The organism is Actinomadura sp. WMMA1423 (genome assembly GCF_006547145.1).
Lineage (GTDB): Bacteria > Actinomycetota > Actinomycetes > Streptosporangiales > Streptosporangiaceae > Spirillospora.
In genome coordinates this window covers 1,162,337-1,178,842 of the sequence record NZ_CP041244.1, presented here as the reverse complement: position 1 = coordinate 1,178,842, position 16,506 = coordinate 1,162,337, and the positions used below count along the sequence as shown (strand labels likewise).

Sequence of the window (16,506 nt, the reverse complement as noted above, 5' to 3'; positions counted from 1 at the left end):
ATCACGCGGCCCCGTGCAGCGCCTCGTCGCGCAGCCGCGCCGCGGCGCGCAGCTGCTCGGCCGTCTCGGCCAGGTCGTCGGAGGGGTGCAGCGACCCGTCCGCCAGCGCCAGCGCGGTGCCGATCGTGTCGAGGCCGCCGAGGTCGTCGCGGACCGACCGGCCGAGCGCGCCCGTCGCGCCGCACGCCCGCGCCTCGTCCCGGCAGAACAGCGCCATCTCGCAGCCCGCCATGCACTCGGGCGCGTACCGCGCCTCGACCGCCCGCACCGACTCGGCCAGCGCCTCGCCGGGCTCGAACGTCAGGTCGTCCGGCAGTTCCGCGAGGATGTCGTCGACGCGGGTGAGGCGGGCGAGCTGCCGCTCCAGGACGGCGAGCTGGGGCCGGACGTCCAGCGGCGTCGCGGTGGGGCGGTTCGAGAAGTTCTCCGGGCAGACGAGGAACACCTCGTGCGACACGCGCGCCGGGTCGTGCCCGAGCTCGGCGGCCAGCCGCCGCAGCGCCAGCACGTACACCGCCGACTGGCGGGCCGCCGCCGCGACCTGCTCCGGCTCGGCCTGCCCGTCCACGACGGCGAACGACTTGATCTCGATGACGTGCATCCGGCCGTCGAGCTGGAAGGCGATGACGTCGGGCTCCAGGTAGGCGGGCCGGCCGGCGATCTCCAGCCGCAGCAGCGGGTGGTCGAACAGCGTCCCCTCGCCGGTCTCCAGCGCGCGGGCGACCAGCCGCCGCGTGCGCGAGTGCCGCAGCTCCCGGCCCTCGTTGCCCGCGACCACCTCCAGGTCGTCGTAGGCGACCTCGGGGACGGCGAGGCCGAGCCCCTCGCGCAGCAGCGTCAGCAGCTCCGCGCAGCCGTCGGCCTTCACCTGCGCCTCGAACGCGTTCCCGCGCGTGATCGCGAACTGCGACTGGCCGAACGGCGCGGGGAACCCGAGCGCCCGCGCCACCGCGTCCTTGTCGACGCCCGCCGCGTCCATCACCCCGCGGCGGGCGCAGCCCGGGTTGGAGGTGAGCGCGGCGATCGTGCGGGCGTCGTGGTTGCGCGGCGGCGTGTCGCCGCGCAGCCGGTCGAGGTCCGGCGCGGTGTCGGTCATCGGTCCGTCTCTCCGTTGATGGCGGGGCGCCGGCCGGGAGCCCGCAGGGCCCGCAGCCGGGTGCCGAACAGCCGTTCGGCGTCGTCGAGCCGCTCCCGGGCGCGTGCCGCGGCCGCCTCGCGGCGCCGCCGGTCCGGGTCGCGGTGCACGTCCAGTTCGGCCCGGGCGGCCTCGGCGAGCACGGCCGGATCGACTGTACCGACCGTACCGGTGACCGCACCGGGAATGTTGGACGCGAAACGCCACAGCAGCCGCTGCACGCTCGGCGCCGGCGCCGAGCGCCCGGCGTGCTCGGCGAGGCGCAGCGCGCTGGTGAGGAAGTCGGTGCGCGGGCTGAGCGGCCCGACGATCCGCTGCTCCAGCGGCCACGTGCTGACGGTGAGGAGCCCGCGCGCGGGCGCGAGCAGGTCGGCGGTGAGCGCGGCGCACAGGTAGTACGGGCGCGCGTACGGCGCGGTGCGGAAGGAGCGCTCCTCGTCGCGGCGCAGGCTCGTCAGGCGGCTCCCCGGGATCTCGCCGGGGAAGAACGCGGCGTACACCGACCCGATCAGCTTCGGCGCGGCGGGCGCGCCGAGCAGGGTGAGCGCCTGGTGCACCTGCTCCCGGACGGGCAGGAGGCCGCGCGGGCCGCCGTCATCGCCGCCGCGGGCACGGGTGCGGCCGGCGGGGCGGTCGGTAGGGCCCGTGGGGCGTGCGCCGGGTCCGGCGGCGTCCCCGAGGACCGCGTCGTCCCACGCGCTCTCGGTGCTGCGCAGTTCGGCGCGCAGCTCGCGGGCGCCCGGCCGGTCGCCGGCGGCCATGGCCCGCCGCACGGCGGCGCGCAGCTCGGCGATGCGCGTCTCCAGCTCGTCGGGGGTCGGGACGCCGGGGGACCGGGGCATGCGGCAGACAGTACAGGTGCTTCCCGACACTTCCAGTGTTTTCCAGTTTCATGGGATCCGGACGCGCTCACCGCGGCCCGCGCCGCTCGAAGGGGCAGCGCCACGGCAGGTGCCGGCGGCACGCGTCGCGCGTCGCCCTCACCGCAGGGTTCAGGACCGCGGGTCGCGGCGGAGGGGGTGGCCCTCCGGGACCTCCACGATAACGATCTTGACGCCGTCGGGATCCTCGATCCACGTCTCGACCAGCCCCCAGGGCTCCTCCCGCGGCTCCCGCGTGACGCGCGCGCCGGCGGCCGCGAGCCGCTCGTGCTCGGCCCGGACGTCCCTGACCTGGAGCCAGAGCATCGGCGACGAGCCAGTCTCGCCCGCGCCGTGCCCCGACACCTCAAGGAAGCCCGGGCCGAGGAAGAACACTGTGCCGGGGGAGTCGGCCGGGCCGAACTCCCGGTACACGGCGAGGCCCAGCACGTCGCGGTAGAAGCGCCGGGCGCGCGCCGGGTCGGCCGGGCGGAGCAGGATGCGGCTGCTGAGTACGTCCATGCGCCCCATCCTGGTCCGCCGCCGCCCGCCGCGCGCACCGGCGCGCCCGGTCTCAGTCCGCGAAGCTGGCGCGGTAGGTGGCGGCCATGTCCTCGTCGCCGTGGCCCTGCTCGATGACGCGCCGGAACCGCTCGCCCACCGCGTCGTTCACGTCGACGCGGATGCCCGCCGCCTCGGCGGAGTCGTGGATGAGCCGGGTGTTCTTCTCGGCGTTGCGGACGGCGAAGCTCGGCTCGAAGTCCCCCTCGAGCATCGCCTTCATCTTGACCTGGAGGTAGGGGCTGTCGAGCGGGCCGCCGGTGAGGACCTCGCCGAGCATGGCCGGATCGACCCCGAGGCCCTTCGTGAGCGCCACCGATTCGGCGACGACCGAGGTCAGCGAGATGGCGTAGCTCACGGCGGCCAGCTTGAGCCGGGTGCCCGCGCCGCTCGCGCCGTCCTCGTCCAGCCACACCGTCCTGCTCCCGACCGCGTCGAAGACCGGGCCCAGGACTTCGCGCGCGTCCTGCGGCCCCGCGGCGAGGACGACGAGCTTGCCCTGCTCGGCAGGCTGCTTGGTGCCCTGGACGGGGGAGTCCACGAACGTCAGCCCGTGGCCGGCGGCGAACGCGGCCAGCCGCGGCACGTCCCCGACGCCGACCGTGCCCGCCTGCGCCCACACCTGCCCGGCGCGCAGCGCGGGCGCGGCGTCGTCCATCACCGCGAGGGCCGCGTCCGCGTCGTTCAGCATGGTGAGGACGACGTCGGCGTCCCGGACGGCCTCGGCGGGGGAGTCCGCGACGGCCGCGCCGTCGGTGGCCAGCGGCTCCGCGCGGGCGGCGGTGCGGTTCCAGGCGGCGACCCCGTGCCCGTTCCTGAGCAGGTTGCGGGCCATCGCGGCCCCCATGATCCCGGTGCCGAGCACTGCGACCTGAGTCATCTGCGGCTCCTTTTGGACTGTTCGATACAGAAATGGACGGACCCAAGATTCGCACATCGCGGTCCCATGCGCATTCGCTGGGTCCCTACCCGCCGAGGGCCGGGGATGCCTCGCCGCGCCGTCCGATCGGGGGCGGGCCGACCGCTCAGCCGTAGGCGGGGCTGTCGCCGGGGGTGCCCGCGTACTGGGCGGTGTAGGGCACGGCGAACGCGTCGAGGGTGCGGTCGAGGTTGGCCGACCACCAGCCCACGAGCGTGGCGGCGCCGCGCTCGCCCGCGCCGTCCTCACCGAGGTAGCGGTGCCGCAGCGGGGCGACGTCGCAGAGCCGCTCCCACCATTCGCGGTGCACGGCCGACTGGATCTGCCCGGCGTCCAGGGGGAAGGCGGAGCGGTGCCCGCGCACGAACGCCTCGACGCGGTCGAGGTCGAGGTTGCGCTCGTCCTCGCAGGCGAACAGCCGGGCCGCCGAGCGCACGACCTCCCCGGCGACCGGGCCCGTGGTGAGGCCGTCCCACCCGAGCACGGCGGTGACGTTGCCCGAGCCGCCGTAGCGCAGGTGCTCGCCGTGGAAGGAGCCGTGCAGGTGCCCGACCGTGCTCACCTCGATGTCGGGCGGCTGGTGCCCGGCGAACTCGGCGAGCAGGCCGCGGCGCTCGCGCAGGCGGCGCGCGGTGAGCGCGTCGAAGTCGGTGCCGTCCTCGCCGTCCGGCACGTCGCGCAGCATCTCCTCGACGGCGGTGGCGGCGTCGGCGGCCCGCGGCGTCGGCACGAGCATGCTCTGCTGGACGGGAGGCGTGAGCCGGTCGAGCGCGGCGTGCAGCCGGCCCAGCAGTTCGCCGAGCGCCTCGCACTGGGCGAAGGTCAGTTCCAGCCCGCCGCGGCCGCGGCCGCCGACCCACGGGTACAGGACGTACCCGCGGCCGGCGGCGGTGACCAGCGTGCGCCCGCCGCGCGCGGGCACGGGCGCGAGCACCGGGAGGCCGGCCGAGTCGAGCGCGGCCGTGACACCGTGCTGGAACAGCACGCGGCGCCGGTCGGGGGCGGCGTGCTCCCTGAGGAAGAACGCCCCGCCCGCGGTGTCGACGCGCCAGCTCCGGCCGCCGTTCCCGGCGGTCAGCGGCGTGGTCGCGTCCGGCGCCGCGATCTCCCAGCGCCTGAGCAGGCGCGGCGGGAGCGGCTCATCGCCGCCGCCCGCCCGCTTCCCGGTCTCGGGCCGGTTCCTCGCGCCCGTCCGCCTCCCGGTGGCCGCCCGCTCTTCGGCGTCGGCCCGGCCCCCGGCGTCGGCCCCGGCTGTCGTTTCAGCGCCTTCTCGCATGTCAGCGCTATCGGACGTCGGCACCTGGGCACCTCGGCTGCGTCGGACGGACGGCGGTCGAATGGATGTTCTACGCCGACGCTACACGTCCCGGCGGCGGCGCGAAAGTGAACCGCGCGGACCGGCGCCTCAGACGCGTTCGAGGACGACGACCGGGATGTCGCGGCTCGTCTTCTTCTGGTACTCGTCGTAGTCCGGCCAGGTGGCGGCCATCTTGCGCCAGAGCGGAGGCTTCTCCTCCGGAGTCGCCGTACGGGCCCGCGCGGTGAACTTGTCGCCCTTCACCTGCACCTTCACCTCGGGGTTCTCCTGGAGGTTGCGGTACCAGGCGGGCGGCTCGTCCGCCCCGCCCTTGGAGGCCACGACGAGGTAGGCGTCGCCCTCCGGCTGGTAGATGAGCGGGGTGGTGCGCTCCTTGCCGCTGCGCCGCCCGGTCGTGGTGAGAAGGAGGGTGACGGTGCCCTGCCAGTCGTGCCCCTCCTCACCGTCGGTCGCCTGGTACCGCTCGACGTGCTCCTTGCCGTAAAGCATGGTGTTCTCCTCACTCGCATCGCCATCAGGGCGCCCTCCTGTAACCCGCGGGCGAGGGCGGCCCTTCCCGGGATCACTACCCTGGCGTGGTGGATGATGCGGCGGAGGTGGCGCGGCGGTGCGCCGAGACGATGTACGCCAAGGACAAGGTGGCGCAGGACCTCGGCATGCGGATCACCGAGATCGCGCCGGGACGGGCGCGGCTGCGGATGACCGTGGCCGACACCATGGTGAACGGCCACGGGATCGCCCACGGCGGCTACCTGTTCCTGCTCGCGGACTCGGCCTTCGCCTACGCGTGCAACACCCATGACTCCGTGACGGTCGCCGCGTCCGCGGACGTGGTGTTCGTCGCGAGCGCGCGCGGCGGCGACGTCCTGGAGGCGACGGCGGTCGAACGCACCCGGTACGGGCGGAGCGGGATCTACGACGTGACGGTCCGCCGCGTGCCCGGCGGCGAGGTCATCGCGGAGTTCCGCGGCGGGAGCCGCAGCCGGGACCAGCGCGTCCTGGACGGCGGCGCGCCCTGACGGCGCGGGTCACAGCTCGTTCAGCACCCGGGTGAGGTAGCGCGCCGTCTCGTCGGGGCGCTCCGCGGTGATGCAGAGGTTGTTCATCGCACGCATGTACGTGTCGACGTCGGTCGGCTTGTCCAGGTACAGCGCGCTGGTGAGCTGCTCCAGGTAGACGACGTCGGACAGGCCCGGCTCGGCGAAGCGCAGGATGGTGAACGGGCCGCCCGCGGCGGCGTGCCCGCCCGCGCCGAACGGCACGATCTGCAGCGTGACGTTGGGCAGCTCCGACACCTCGATCAGATGCCGGATCTGGTCGCGCATCACCTGGCGGCCGCCGAGCGGGCGGCGCACGACCGCCTCGTCCAGCACGGCCCACAGCGTCGGCGCCTCGGGAGAGGTGAACCGCTCCTGCCGGGTGGTGCGGATCTGGACGCGGCGCTCGACCTCCTCGTCGCTCGCGTCGGAGTACCCGAGCCGGACGACGGCGCGGGCGTAGTCCTCGGTCTGCAGGAGCCCGGGAACGAACTGGAGTTCGTAGGTGCGCAGCAGGGAGGCGGCCTCTTCCAGCCCGAGGTAGACCTCGAACCAGCTGGGCAGGATGTCGCCGTACCGGTGCCACCAGCCGGGGGTGTTGGCCTCCTTGGCGAGCGCCAGCAGCGGGGCGCGCTCGGCGGGGTCGGACACGCCGTAGAGGGTGAGCAGGTCGGCGACGTCGCGCTCCTTGAAACCGACCCGGCCCAGTTCCATTCGGCTGATCTTGGAGTGCGAGCCGCGGATCTCGTAGCCCGCCTGCTCGGTGGAGATGCCGTGCGCCTCGCGCAGCCGCCGCAGTTGCGCGCCGAGGAGAATGCGCAGGACGGTCGGCCCGCCGCGGCGCGGATAATCGATCAGCCGTCCGGCCGGATCATCACCTTCGGACGGAGGTGTTGGCGCAGCTGAATCCTGGGGCAAGGGGTCACCAGCCAGTCGACGGGTCTGCTCGTGGGGCGGAACGGCACCGCCCTATGTTAGAGGATGCGCGAGCGTTTTTGGGAAGGCGGAATACCGCCCCGCGCCCCGGGGGTGCCAGACCGGCGCTGACGTGGGATAACCCGCTGCCAGGGCCCGTGACCAGTGCTGTCGGTGGCGATGCGGCTGCGGAACGTCGTCCCGCCGCCCCGCGGAGTTGGCCGGGCGGTCATTTTTTCGCGAGCCCGCCCCGGCGATGGCGCGGGAATTGCCGGGCGCTCTCACGCTTTGCGGGCGGCCAATCCTGACAGGCCATTTCGCAGGCCGTCGCATGCCTCGTGAATGTCCCTGACCACTTATTGGCCTGGCATTCCCCGCGGTACGTGCCGCGCGGCCGGCGCGCCGAGTGATGAAGCTCTCGTTCCGCGCGGGCGCGATCCCGGGCTCCCGCGGCGTTCAATCTTCAGGACGGCGGCCGCGGCCGCCGCCCGTGCAGACAGGCGACCACACCCCGCGCGTATGGGAGGACACATGAACGCTACCCGTGAGCGGCCGGAGATCCGGTTCCTGACCTCGGGCGACGTCTCCGCGCACGAGCGCGCGGCGGCCGAGCGGGCCGTCCGCGACGCACTGGCCGGCGCCCGCGGCGTCACGGCCGTCCAGGTGACGCTGAGCGTGGTGGCCGACCGGTCGCTGCCGCGCCCCGCCCTGGCCCAGGCCGTCGTCGAGTTCGACGGCCGGCGCGTGCGCGCCCAGGCCGCCGCGCCCCGCATCGACGAGGCCGTCGACATGCTCCGCGAGCGGCTGGCGGTCCGGGCGACCTCGCTGCAGGCCGGCTGAACCTGCCCGAAGACGAACGGCGGCGCCCCACCGGGGACGCCGCCGTCGGTGGCTTTCGGGGACCTCAGGCGTCTCGCCCGCCGAGGACGAGGGCGGCGAGGCCGAGCGGCACGAGCGCGTACGCGAGCAGCACGGCGGTCGCCGCACCCGGGGACAGCAGGTCGCCGTAGATGGAGTTGTCCGCGCCGAACCCCGCCATCTGGGCCGGCAGGCCGCCGGGCATGACCGAGCCGACGCGCTCGCTCCACGGCCGCGGCAGGTGGAAGGCGAGCAGCGGCAGGACGTGCCACAGGAACACCACCGACACGAGCGTCCCGGCGGTCGACCGCAGCAGCACGCCGAGCGACAGGCCGAGCAGCGCGAACACCGGGACCGCCGTCCCCTCGACGAGGAGGCCCGGCAGGTCGTGGACGAGGGAGGCGTGCTGGTCGGGGAACGGCCGGTCGCCGACGGCGAGGCGGGTGCCGAGGAACGAACCGGCCGCCGCGGCCTCCCCGGCGGCCAGGGCGACCGCCCCGACCACCACCGCCTTGGCCAGCAGCAGGGCGCGGCGCCTCGGGACAGCGGTGAGACTCGCGCGGATCATGCCCGTCCGGTACTCGGACGTGACCGACAGCGCGCCCAGCACCGCCAGGCACAGCGACGCCACCCACGTGCTGATCTCCTGCAACGGGCGCAGTCGCATCTCGTCGCGGCGCTCGGCGGGCAGGCCGTCCCAGACGTGCGCCATCTGGAGCGCCAGCAGGATGGTGAACCCGGTGAACGCCACCGTCACCGCCAGGACCCGGTAGGTCGAGCGCACCGACCACAGCTTGCGCCACTCGGCGGCGACCGCGCCTGTGATCACGCGTCCCTCCGCGTGAACGCCAGGGCGCCCGCTCCCACCGCGGCCGCCGTGTACGTCACCAGCAGCGCGATCGCGACGGGCGGCGACAGCACGCCGTGTGCCGTCGACGATCCCGGCGCGCCCGCGATCTGGTTGGACAGACTGCCCGGCAGCGCCGACCAGATCCGCTCGTCCCACGGCGCCGGCAGCAGCTGCGCCAGGCCGGGCGCCACGAACAGCACGGCCATGCCCGCCGTGATCGTCCCGGCCGTGGAGCGCAGGACGGCCCCCAGCCCGCACGCGATCAGCGTGAGCGCCGCCGTCGTCAGGCCGAGCCACAGCAGGTGGACCGCTACGTCCGCCGCGGGCCCCTGGAACGTGGCGACGGGACGCTCGCCCACGATCGCGTCCCCCGCCGCGGACCCGGCGGCCAGCGCCGCGAGCGCCGCCGCGAGCGCCGCCGCCGCGGCCACGCCCGCCTTGGCCGCGAACAGCGCCGGCCGGTTCGGCAGCGCGGCCAGCGTCGTCCGGTGCATGCCGTGCGCGTACTCCGAGGTGATCGTGAGCGCTCCCAGCACCACCGCGCACACCGGCAGCGCCACGGCCAGGGGCTGCTCCGCCGGAGCCGCCTCCGCCGTCGCCCTCCTCGCGGCCGACAGGCCGTCCCAGTAGCGGGCCACGTACCAGGACCACAGGAGGCAGAGCAGCATGAACACCGCGACCGTCGCGAGAAGGGCGAGGGTCGAGCGGACGGTCCGGAGCTTGTACCACTCGGCGGCGAGCGCGTCGATCACGGTGCCACCGCCCTGAACTCGGTTCCGGCCGCGGTCAGCTCCATGTAGGCCTCCTCCAGAGTGGCGCTGTGCGGCGTCACCTCGTGCAGCGGGATGCCGTTCGCGGCGGCCGTGTCACCGATGGCGGCCACGTCCAGCCCGGTGACCGTCAGGGCCCCGCCCGGCGCGGACTCGACGAGGCCCCCCGCCGCGGCGAGGACGGCGGTCAGCTCGGCCGGGCGCGGCGAGCGGACCAGGACCCCGCGGTGGAAGCGGTCCGCCAGCTCCCGTACCGAGGTGTCCGCGATCAGCCGGCCCCGCCCGATGATGACCAGGCGGTCGGCCGTCAGCTCCATCTCGCTCATCAGATGGCTGGAGATCAGCACCGTCCGGCCCTCGGCCGCCAGCGCCCGCATCAGCTCGCGGATCCAGCGGACGCCGTCGGGGTCCAGCCCGTTCACCGGCTCGTCGAACATCAGCACCCCCGGATCGCCGAGCAGCGCCGCGGCGATCCCGAGCCGCTGCCGCATGCCGAGCGAGAACCCGGCGACCCGCTTGCGCGCGACCCCCGCGAGGCCCACCTGCTCCAGGACCTCCACCACCCGCCCCATCCCGATCCCGTTGCTGCGCGCCAGCCAGCCGAGATGGTCGAACGCCCGGCGCCCGCCCTGCACCGCCCCGGCGTCCAGCAGCGCGCCCACCTCGCGCATCGGCCGCCGCAGCGCCGTGTACGGGCGGCCGTTGACCAGCGCCTCCCCGGACGTCGGCCGGTCCAGGCCCAGCACGACGCGCATCGTCGTCGACTTGCCGGCGCCGTTCGGGCCGAGGAAGCCCGTCACCGTTCCCGGCCTCACGGTGAAGGACAGGCGCTCCACCGCGGTCGTGGCGCCGTAGCGCTTGGTCAGCTCGCGTACCTCGATCATGCCGTCGAGGGTCGTACGCGACCGTCCCCGGGCACATCGGAACGCGGGCGGGCACCGCGCGTGCGACCGTGCTCCGAGACCGTCCCGCCGCCTCCGACCCCGGTATGACGGCCGCGGGCATGAGGCGCGGGCCGGACCGCCCCGCTACCTTTCGTGACGTGGACGAATCCGAGCTGCGCTCCCCGCTTCCGCGGTTCGGCCGGCGCGGCCTCATCGGCCTCGACGCCGGTGCGGCCCTCCTCTACGCCCTGCTGCTCCTGCTACTGCCGGCGGACACCGGCGCCCCGCCGCACCTGGTCGTGCGCCTCGTCGCCGCGGCGGCCCTGCCTCTCGCGGTGCGGCGCCTGTGGCCAGTCCCGGTGTTCGCGGTCGTCCTGTCCGCCTCGACCGCTACCCTGCTCCTCGACCTGCCATGGGACACCTACGCCGCCGCAGGGTTCGCCCTGTACCAGGTCGCGCTGACGCGCCGCCGCCGCCGGTGGGTGCCCACCCTGCTGATCGGCGTCGTCAGCGCCGTGTTCATCTTCGTCGGCGCCGTCGCCGGCCCCGTCGGCGCGCAGGCCGAGATCGTCGGCCGGCTGCTGCTCGGCTCCTCCGTCCTCGGCGCTTCCTGGACGCTCGGGCGCGTCGTCCGCGAGCGCCGCGCCCACGCCGCGCACGCCGCGCGCCGCCTCGCCGACCAGGCCGTCTCCGACGAGCGGCTCCGCATCGCCCGCGAGCTCCACGACGTCGTCGCGCACAGCATGAGCCTCATCGCGGTCAAGGCGGGCGTGGCCGTGCACGTCGCCGAGGCCCGCCCCGAGGAAGCGCTCGACGCCCTCCGCGTCATCGAGACCACCAGCCGGGGCACCCTCGCCGAGATGCGCCACCTCCTCGGCGTCCTGCGCACCGGCGCCGCCGACGCCGACCTGGCCCCGTCCCCGGGGCTCGCCGATCTGACCGGCCTCGCCGAACGCGCCTCGATGGCCGGCGTCCACGTCGACCTGGACGTCGAGGCGGGGGAACTCCCCGAAGGCGTCGCGCTCTCGGCCTACCGCATCGTCCAGGAGGCGGTCACCAACGTCGTCAAGCACGCGGCGCCCGCGCGCTGCCGCGTCCGGGTCAGGGCCGACGGCCTCCGGATGCGCATCGACGTCACCGACGACGGGCCCGGCGCCCGCGTCCTGCCGGGCGGCGGCGGGCACGGTCTGATCGGCATGCGCGAACGCGTCATGATGTACGGCGGCGAGTTCACCGCCGGCCCGCGTCCCGAAGGCGGCTTCGCCGTGTTCGCCGCCTTCCCTTACGACAGCTAGGAACCCCGTTGGATCTGAGCGTCCTCGTGGCCGACGACCAGGCCCTGCTGCGCGGCAGCTTCCGCGTCCTGATCGACACCGCGCCCGGCCTGCGCTCCGTCGGAGAGGCCGGCACCGGGGCCGAGGCGGTGGAGGCGGCCGCCCGGGAGCGCCCGGACGTCGTCCTGATGGACGTCCGCATGCCCGAGATGGACGGGATCGAGGCCACCCAGCGCATCTGCGCCGACCTGCCGGACGTCCGCGTCCTGATCCTCACGACGTTCGACCTGGACACCTACGTCTACTCGGCGCTGCGTGCGGGGGCCAGCGGATTCCTGCTGAAGGACACCCCGCCCGCCGACCTGCTGTCCGCGATCCGCGTCGTCGCGTCCGGAGAGTCCCTGCTCGCCCCGTCGGTGACCCGGCGGCTGATCGCCGAGTTCGTCCGCCGCCCCGGCCCCGTCCAGCCGCCGCCCGCCGGACTGGCCGCCCTCACCGACCGCGAGCGCGAAGTCCTCACCCTCATCGCCCGCGGCCTGTCCAACACCGAACTCGCCGCCCACCTCCACCTGAGCCCCGCCACCGTGAAGACCCACATCGGCCACCTCCTGGCCAAACTCCACGCCCGCGACCGAGCCCAACTGGTCATCACCGCCTACGAAACCGGCCTGGTCCGCCCCCGCTGACCCCCCACAAACCGGAACAATCTCTCCCACCCAACCCCGCAAACACGCCTCCGCCCGCAGGCGCATCCGACACACCCCGCACCACCCCCACCGCGCCGCCCGCACCGCGCTTTCGATACACACCGCGCCGCCGACACCGCGCTTTCGATACACACCGCGCCGCCGGCACCGCACCGCCCGTGCTGCAGCCTTCTGTGCCACAGCGGCATGCCACGTCTTCTGCGCCGTGTCGTCCGAGCTGCGCGTCCGTAATGCCCGGGTGCATAGCGCGCCGCCCGTGCTGCACGATCCGTGCCTCTGCGCCGCACCCCACCGCGCCGTCCGCGCCGCGTAACGCCGCAACCGCACCGTGCGGCGCGATGCAGCATCGTGTCGCACCGCATCCCACCGCGCCGCGCCGCATCGTCCGGCGCCGTGCCGTGCGGTCCGTGTCTTGCCGTGCGGGCGGTGCCGTGCCGTCCGTTCTGCGCGGTCTGTACTGCGCGGTCTGTTCTGCGCGGTCCGTACTGCGCGGTCCGTGATGCGTTTTCTGTGCGGCGCGGATTGCGGTGCGCGTTTCCGGTGCTGCGCCGCTGCGGATTGGGGGCACGGGGTCGGGTGCAGGGGGTGGTGCTTGGGGTCGGGCGCGTGGGGTCAGGTGCGGGTCCAGGCCGGTCGTCAGAGCAGGGCGGGGGCCAGGCGTTCGAACTGATCGGCCGCCGAGGCCAGGTCCGGCGTGAACACCGTGACGCAGACGTGGTCGGCTCCCGCGTCGAGGTGTTCCTGGAGCCGTCCCGCGATGGCGGTCTCGTCACCCCAGTTGTAGCAGGCGTCGATGACCTCGTCGGAGCCGCCGCCGGAGAGCGCCTCGTCGTCGTATCCGAGCGTCTTGAGCGAGCGGACGTAGGGAGAGCCCGGGATCTGCAGCATCTGCGTTCCTCTCGCGATGCCGCGCGCCTTCACCGGGTCCGTCTCAAGGATGGCGGTCTGCATGACGATGAGGAGCTTGTCGTCGCCGAGCCGCTTCCGGGCCTGCCGGGTGTGCTCGACGGGCATCGCGGCGGGGAGCGCGCCGTCCGCGCGGTCCCGGGCCAGTTCCTGCATCTTCGGGCCGAGTGCCGCGAGCAGCCGAGGGAACGGCTTCTCGGGTACGGGAGCAGCTTCGACGGAGGCGTCCATGCCGTCGAGGTACTCGCGCATCCGGTTCAACGGGCTGGTCCACTTCTGCCCGCTCCGCTCCACGATGGCCCCCATGCTGACGCCAACGCCGAGCGCGAGGCGTCCGGGGTAGGCATCGGCCAGAACCGATGCCGCACCCTGCATGGCGGCCGGATGCCGTGCCCACAGGTTCGCGATCGCCGAGCCGAGGACGACCCGCTCCGTCGCGGCGAGCATCACGCTCAACTGCGTGAACACCTCCCGGCCCCCGATGGCCTCGTTCACCCAGATCGACCCGTAACCCGCCCGCTCCACGCGCTGCGCCGCCCGCCGCCACTCGTCGGCGGGCGCGATCGGCGCCATGAGCCCGACACCGATCCTGCCGAGCGCCGCTCGCGCCCCGTCCACCGCCGTCATCGGTCCTCCTATAATCGGAACCTGCAACCCGCTTAAGACGGTACCGGAACGCCCGCCCCGTTTGTCAACCGGATGAAGGAGGTGCCGGGTGAGCGGACGACCGCAGCGCGTGGACGCGCGCCGGAACCGCGAACGCATCCTCCAGGCCGCGTTCGAGGCCTTCGCCGCGGACGGCCGCCTCGTCCCGCTCGACGACATCGCCCGCCGGGCAGGCGTCGGAGCCGGGACGGTCTACCGCCACTTCCCGACCAAGGAGGCCCTGTTCGAGGCGGTCGTCGCGGACCGCCTGGAAAGGGTCGTGGACGAGGCGCAGGCCCTTGTCCGCGCGGACGACCCTGGAGAGGCCTTCTACGGCTTCCTCATGTGGGTCGTGGAGCGTGCGATGTTCAACCATGCCCTGTGCGACGCCTTGGCCGCCGACCTGCAGACGCTGGACGTCCCCGACATGGACGAGCGGTTCACCTCGGCGCTGGACGAGTTGCTGCGGCGGGCGCAGGCGGCCGGCGCGGTGCGCTCGGACGTGGACGTCAGCGACATCCGAACCCTCATGGTCGGTGCGATGCTGATGGAACGCCGTCAGCGTCCCGAGGGCCGCCCCGGACGCATGACGGCGCTGGCGTGCGACGCCCTCCGCCCCGTAACGAAAAGCGACGAAACTCTGTCCGGTGAGCGTAACGAAAGGCGGTGCGAGGTCTGCGCGAAGCCGCTCGACCCGGCGTCGACCGGAAGGCCCGCCCGGTTCTGCGGCGCCGCCTGCCGCCAGAAGGCCCACCGCCGCAAGAAAACCGCTTGAGCCCGAGCGGGCCCCGCGCGACCCTGGCCCTACCATGCGCACACGCGAGATCCGTGCCTGCTACGACCGAGACTCGATCACCGTCTACCAGGCCTACGCTCCCGAGATCGGCGGTCCGGCCGCGAGACACGGCACGTTCGTCCCGCCGTTCTCCCGGCACCGGATGACCTGGATAAAACCGTCGTTCCTGTGGCTCATGGCCCGCAGCGACTGGGCCCGCAAGCCCGGCCAGGAGACGATCCTCGCGGTACGGATCAGCCGGACGGGCTGGGAGGAGGCGCTGGGCCTGGCCGTCCCGACGGATCCCGACCGCCGCGTTTTCCGGAGCACCGACGAATGGCGCCGACGCTTCGCCAGGGCGCTCGTGCACGTCCAATGGGATCCCGAACGCGTGCTCGACGGCCGGAAACTCGAAGCACGCAGCATCCAGATCGGCCTCAGCCGCTACATCGTCGACCGCTACGTCGACGACTGGATCCTCGGCATCGAAGACCGCACCCCGCTGGTCCGCAAGGTCCACGCCCTCCGACAAGCGGGCCGGACCCCCCAAGCCAGAGCCCTGCTCCCCGAAGAACACCCGTACCCACTATCACCCACCCTGGCCGCCCATCTGGGAGCGTCCTAACCACCACTGACCAAGACACCCCTGAGGGCAGACCTGGACCCCCAACCCTCCCGCCCCGACACGTCACCCGAGCCCGCCGAATGCCGCCCCGCGGCCCTGGGCCCACGCACGTCCCCCGCCAACGGACCCTGAGCCGGCACGGGCGCCCCACCACCTAGTTGGGGCGTGGCGTATGGACTGCCCGGCCGAGTGGGCGCGCGTCTTCGCCGAGGCGGCCGGGCTCGGCGTCGTCCAGGCGCACCTCTCGCGCTGAGGGGTGATCCGGGAGCACCGCGCTTGTCGTCGCGCTGTCGCAGTGCTCCCATGCGTCCGCGCCGGGAAGGCAGGAACTGAGGGCGGGCGAGCGCACCGGCCTGCGGGGCCGACTTGATCAACCGAGACCGCCACGGTGACCACCGCGCGGTCGACGTGCTGCTAACGCGTCCGGCCTCCCGGTGAGGATCCCGGCCGTGTTTCAAAGTCCCGGCCTACTCCGCTCTCCTGGCGGCCTCGCTCCGTGACCGAGCCCGGGCGAACGCGGCATCCCTTCGCGATCTGCCCGATGCCGCTCTCCTCCGGCTTCGCCGCACCGGGCGGGTCGTGCGTTCGCGCGCGTGGCCGAGGCTCCTTCGAGACAGGCCCGAGTGGTCGGCGAGCACACCCCCTGCTTGGTCGACATGTCATTCGAGACAGTCACAGCTGCATCGCGTCGCGGATGTGCTCCTCGCGCGTTCGCGGGTCATGGAAGACCTGGTCTTCCATGGCCGCTCCCTATACGAACTCGATGCCGCAGGTGATCCCCTCATCCCGTGCGGTAGGCCTCCAGCCGGTCGGCCAGTTCCTGGGGGCGACTCAGCGCGACGAGGTGGCCGCCGGGCATCTCGTCGACGGTGATTCCCAGCCGTTCGCTCACCACCCGCCGTTGGAAGTCAAGCGGGAAGAAGCGGTCGTCACGCGCTTGCAGGAAGACGGTCGGGGTGCTCGGCCACTTGTGAAGAGGCCACGGCTCCGCGAAGGGGGTGGACGACTGCACGGTCTCCTGCGACAGCGCCACGGCCTTCACCTCGTCCGGCACGTCGTGAAAGAAGTACTCTTCGGCGTCGAACTCGACGGTCGGCGTCCGCCCCTCACGGATCGCCTGGTCGGACATGGCCTTCGCCTGCCCGGTTCGCTCCCACCACTCGCCGCCCGTCTCACCGGGCGACGGGACCATGGCGTTGAGCAGTACGAGCAGGTCCACCGGCAGGCGCTCGCAGACGAGCGGGGCCGTAAGGCCGCCCATCGACTGCGCCACCAGGATGAGATCCTTACGTTCGCCGATCGCTTCGACCACGGTGTCGGCGTACTCCGCCAGACCCGCGGAGTCGTCACCGGCCGGAAGGTCGACCGCCACTGCGTCGTGCCCCCGCGCGCGCAACTCCGGTACCAGACGGTGCCAGTACCAGGCCTGCCCGCCCGCTCCGGGGATGAGTATGTAGGTCGCCATGT

At 73.7% G+C, this 16,506-nt stretch carries 18 protein-coding genes; 6 read left to right on the top strand and 12 right to left on the bottom strand.

Translation table 11 applies throughout. The features are described 5' to 3' along the window. Position 1: 1 nt before the first annotated feature. The 6 genes from FKD65_RS05810 to FKD65_RS05785 form a co-directional block, all read right to left on the bottom strand. Positions 2-1,096 carry a hypothetical protein gene (locus FKD65_RS05810; RefSeq protein WP_141576498.1) on the bottom strand — a complete coding sequence of 365 codons (1,095 nt, stop codon included), beginning with the start codon at positions 1,094-1,096 and terminating at the stop codon, positions 2-4. Beyond that, complete coding sequence (locus FKD65_RS05805) at positions 1,093-1,977, bottom strand: hypothetical protein (RefSeq protein ID WP_141576497.1); 885 nt, start codon at positions 1,975-1,977, stop codon at positions 1,093-1,095. The genes FKD65_RS05810 and FKD65_RS05805 overlap by 4 nt, the downstream gene beginning before the upstream one ends. 150 nt (positions 1,978-2,127) lie before the next feature. Then, the gene (locus FKD65_RS05800; RefSeq protein WP_141576496.1) at positions 2,128-2,517 is read right to left on the bottom strand and encodes a VOC family protein; all 390 of its coding nucleotides are present in this window, start codon (positions 2,515-2,517) and stop codon (positions 2,128-2,130) included. A gap of 52 nt (positions 2,518-2,569) precedes the next feature. Continuing rightward, entirely contained in the window at positions 2,570-3,436 is an 867-nt protein-coding gene (locus tag FKD65_RS05795; RefSeq protein ID WP_141576495.1) for an NAD(P)-dependent oxidoreductase, read from the bottom strand. 145 nt (positions 3,437-3,581) lie between these two features. Next, positions 3,582-4,751 carry a phosphotransferase enzyme family protein gene (locus tag FKD65_RS05790; RefSeq protein ID WP_141576494.1) on the bottom strand — a complete coding sequence of 390 codons (1,170 nt, stop codon included), beginning with the start codon at positions 4,749-4,751 and terminating at the stop codon, positions 3,582-3,584. 129 nt (positions 4,752-4,880) lie between these two features. Further along, a complete protein-coding gene (locus FKD65_RS05785) occupies positions 4,881-5,282 on the bottom strand; it encodes a nitroreductase family deazaflavin-dependent oxidoreductase (RefSeq protein ID WP_141576493.1) in 402 nt (133 codons plus the stop codon). Between the two features lie 131 nt (positions 5,283-5,413). Here FKD65_RS05785 and paaI point away from each other — a divergent pair, with 131 nt between their 5' ends. After that, positions 5,414-5,812, top strand: a complete 399-nt coding sequence (gene paaI / locus FKD65_RS05780) for a hydroxyphenylacetyl-CoA thioesterase PaaI (protein WP_141586428.1) — start codon at positions 5,414-5,416, stop codon at positions 5,810-5,812. A 9-nt stretch (positions 5,813-5,821) separates the two neighbouring features. On the opposite strand, the gene FKD65_RS05775 is transcribed toward paaI, so the two are convergent. After that, positions 5,822-6,688: a helix-turn-helix transcriptional regulator gene (locus FKD65_RS05775; RefSeq protein WP_141586425.1), complete on the bottom strand. Its 867-nt coding sequence runs from the start codon at positions 6,686-6,688 to the stop codon at positions 5,822-5,824. A gap of 588 nt (positions 6,689-7,276) precedes the next feature. On the opposite strand from FKD65_RS05775, the gene FKD65_RS05770 reads away from it, so the two are divergent. After that, positions 7,277-7,585, top strand: coding sequence for a hypothetical protein (locus FKD65_RS05770; protein WP_141576492.1), 309 nt, complete (start codon positions 7,277-7,279; stop codon positions 7,583-7,585). A 64-nt stretch (positions 7,586-7,649) separates the two neighbouring features. On the opposite strand, the gene FKD65_RS05765 is transcribed toward FKD65_RS05770, so the two are convergent. From FKD65_RS05765 to FKD65_RS05755, 3 genes are read right to left on the bottom strand one after another with little or no spacing between them, the layout of a single operon-like run. Further along, positions 7,650-8,432 (bottom strand): ABC transporter permease, encoded by a 783-nt coding sequence (locus FKD65_RS05765; RefSeq protein WP_141576491.1) that lies wholly within the window; start codon positions 8,430-8,432, stop codon positions 7,650-7,652. Then, positions 8,429-9,205 carry an ABC transporter permease gene (locus tag FKD65_RS44050; protein ID WP_168220956.1) on the bottom strand — a complete coding sequence of 259 codons (777 nt, stop codon included), beginning with the start codon at positions 9,203-9,205 and terminating at the stop codon, positions 8,429-8,431. Before FKD65_RS44050 ends, FKD65_RS05765 begins: the two co-directional genes overlap by 4 nt. Next, positions 9,202-10,107, bottom strand: a complete 906-nt coding sequence (locus FKD65_RS05755) for an ABC transporter ATP-binding protein (RefSeq protein ID WP_141576490.1) — start codon at positions 10,105-10,107, stop codon at positions 9,202-9,204. Before FKD65_RS05755 ends, FKD65_RS44050 begins: the two co-directional genes overlap by 4 nt. A 158-nt stretch (positions 10,108-10,265) precedes the next feature. On the opposite strand from FKD65_RS05755, the gene FKD65_RS05750 reads away from it, so the two are divergent. Together FKD65_RS05750 and FKD65_RS05745 are read left to right on the top strand one after the other, a co-directional pair. Next, positions 10,266-11,402 carry a sensor histidine kinase gene (locus FKD65_RS05750; RefSeq protein WP_205718558.1) on the top strand — a complete coding sequence of 379 codons (1,137 nt, stop codon included), beginning with the start codon at positions 10,266-10,268 and terminating at the stop codon, positions 11,400-11,402. A gap of 8 nt (positions 11,403-11,410) precedes the next feature. Further along, positions 11,411-12,067 carry a response regulator transcription factor gene (locus tag FKD65_RS05745; protein WP_205718557.1) on the top strand — a complete coding sequence of 219 codons (657 nt, stop codon included), beginning with the start codon at positions 11,411-11,413 and terminating at the stop codon, positions 12,065-12,067. Between the two features lie 657 nt (positions 12,068-12,724). On the opposite strand, the gene FKD65_RS05740 is transcribed toward FKD65_RS05745, so the two are convergent. Further along, positions 12,725-13,621: a TIGR03620 family F420-dependent LLM class oxidoreductase gene (locus FKD65_RS05740; protein ID WP_141576488.1), complete on the bottom strand. Its 897-nt coding sequence runs from the start codon at positions 13,619-13,621 to the stop codon at positions 12,725-12,727. Positions 13,622-13,709: 88 nt separating this feature from the next. On the opposite strand from FKD65_RS05740, the gene FKD65_RS05735 reads away from it, so the two are divergent. Together FKD65_RS05735 and FKD65_RS05730 are read left to right on the top strand one after the other, a co-directional pair. Further along, positions 13,710-14,414 (top strand): TetR/AcrR family transcriptional regulator, encoded by a 705-nt coding sequence (locus tag FKD65_RS05735; RefSeq protein ID WP_205718556.1) that lies wholly within the window; start codon positions 13,710-13,712, stop codon positions 14,412-14,414. 34 nt (positions 14,415-14,448) lie between these two features. Then, positions 14,449-15,039: a DUF4291 domain-containing protein gene (locus FKD65_RS05730; RefSeq protein ID WP_141576487.1), complete on the top strand. Its 591-nt coding sequence runs from the start codon at positions 14,449-14,451 to the stop codon at positions 15,037-15,039. 781 nt (positions 15,040-15,820) lie between these two features. Here the strand turns inward: FKD65_RS05730 and FKD65_RS05725 are convergent. Next, positions 15,821-16,504: an alpha/beta fold hydrolase gene (locus tag FKD65_RS05725; protein ID WP_141576486.1), complete on the bottom strand. Its 684-nt coding sequence runs from the start codon at positions 16,502-16,504 to the stop codon at positions 15,821-15,823. Positions 16,505-16,506 lie beyond the last annotated feature (2 nt).

What these genes read in the sequence shown, in the direction of transcription:
- FKD65_RS05770 (WP_141576492.1), top strand. Translation starts at nt 7,277, where the DNA reads ATGAACGCTACCCGTGAGCGGCCGGAGATCCGGTTCCTGACCTCGGGC.
- FKD65_RS05725 (WP_141576486.1), bottom strand. Translation starts at nt 16,504, where the DNA reads ATGGCGACCTACATACTCATCCCCGGAGCGGGCGGGCAGGCCTGGTAC.
- FKD65_RS05800 (WP_141576496.1), bottom strand. Translation starts at nt 2,517, where the DNA reads ATGGACGTACTCAGCAGCCGCATCCTGCTCCGCCCGGCCGACCCGGCG.
- FKD65_RS05810 (WP_141576498.1), bottom strand. Translation starts at nt 1,096, where the DNA reads ATGACCGACACCGCGCCGGACCTCGACCGGCTGCGCGGCGACACGCCG.
- paaI (WP_141586428.1), top strand. Translation starts at nt 5,414, where the DNA reads ATGTACGCCAAGGACAAGGTGGCGCAGGACCTCGGCATGCGGATCACC.
- FKD65_RS05755 (WP_141576490.1), bottom strand. Translation starts at nt 10,107, where the DNA reads ATGATCGAGGTACGCGAGCTGACCAAGCGCTACGGCGCCACGACCGCG.
- FKD65_RS05740 (WP_141576488.1), bottom strand. Translation starts at nt 13,621, where the DNA reads ATGACGGCGGTGGACGGGGCGCGAGCGGCGCTCGGCAGGATCGGTGTC.
- FKD65_RS05790 (WP_141576494.1), bottom strand. Translation starts at nt 4,751, where the DNA reads ATGCGAGAAGGCGCTGAAACGACAGCCGGGGCCGACGCCGGGGGCCGG.
- FKD65_RS05730 (WP_141576487.1), top strand. Translation starts at nt 14,449, where the DNA reads ATGCGCACACGCGAGATCCGTGCCTGCTACGACCGAGACTCGATCACC.
- FKD65_RS05795 (WP_141576495.1), bottom strand. Translation starts at nt 3,436, where the DNA reads ATGACTCAGGTCGCAGTGCTCGGCACCGGGATCATGGGGGCCGCGATG.
- FKD65_RS05785 (WP_141576493.1), bottom strand. Translation starts at nt 5,282, where the DNA reads ATGCTTTACGGCAAGGAGCACGTCGAGCGGTACCAGGCGACCGACGGT.
- FKD65_RS05805 (WP_141576497.1), bottom strand. Translation starts at nt 1,977, where the DNA reads ATGCCCCGGTCCCCCGGCGTCCCGACCCCCGACGAGCTGGAGACGCGC.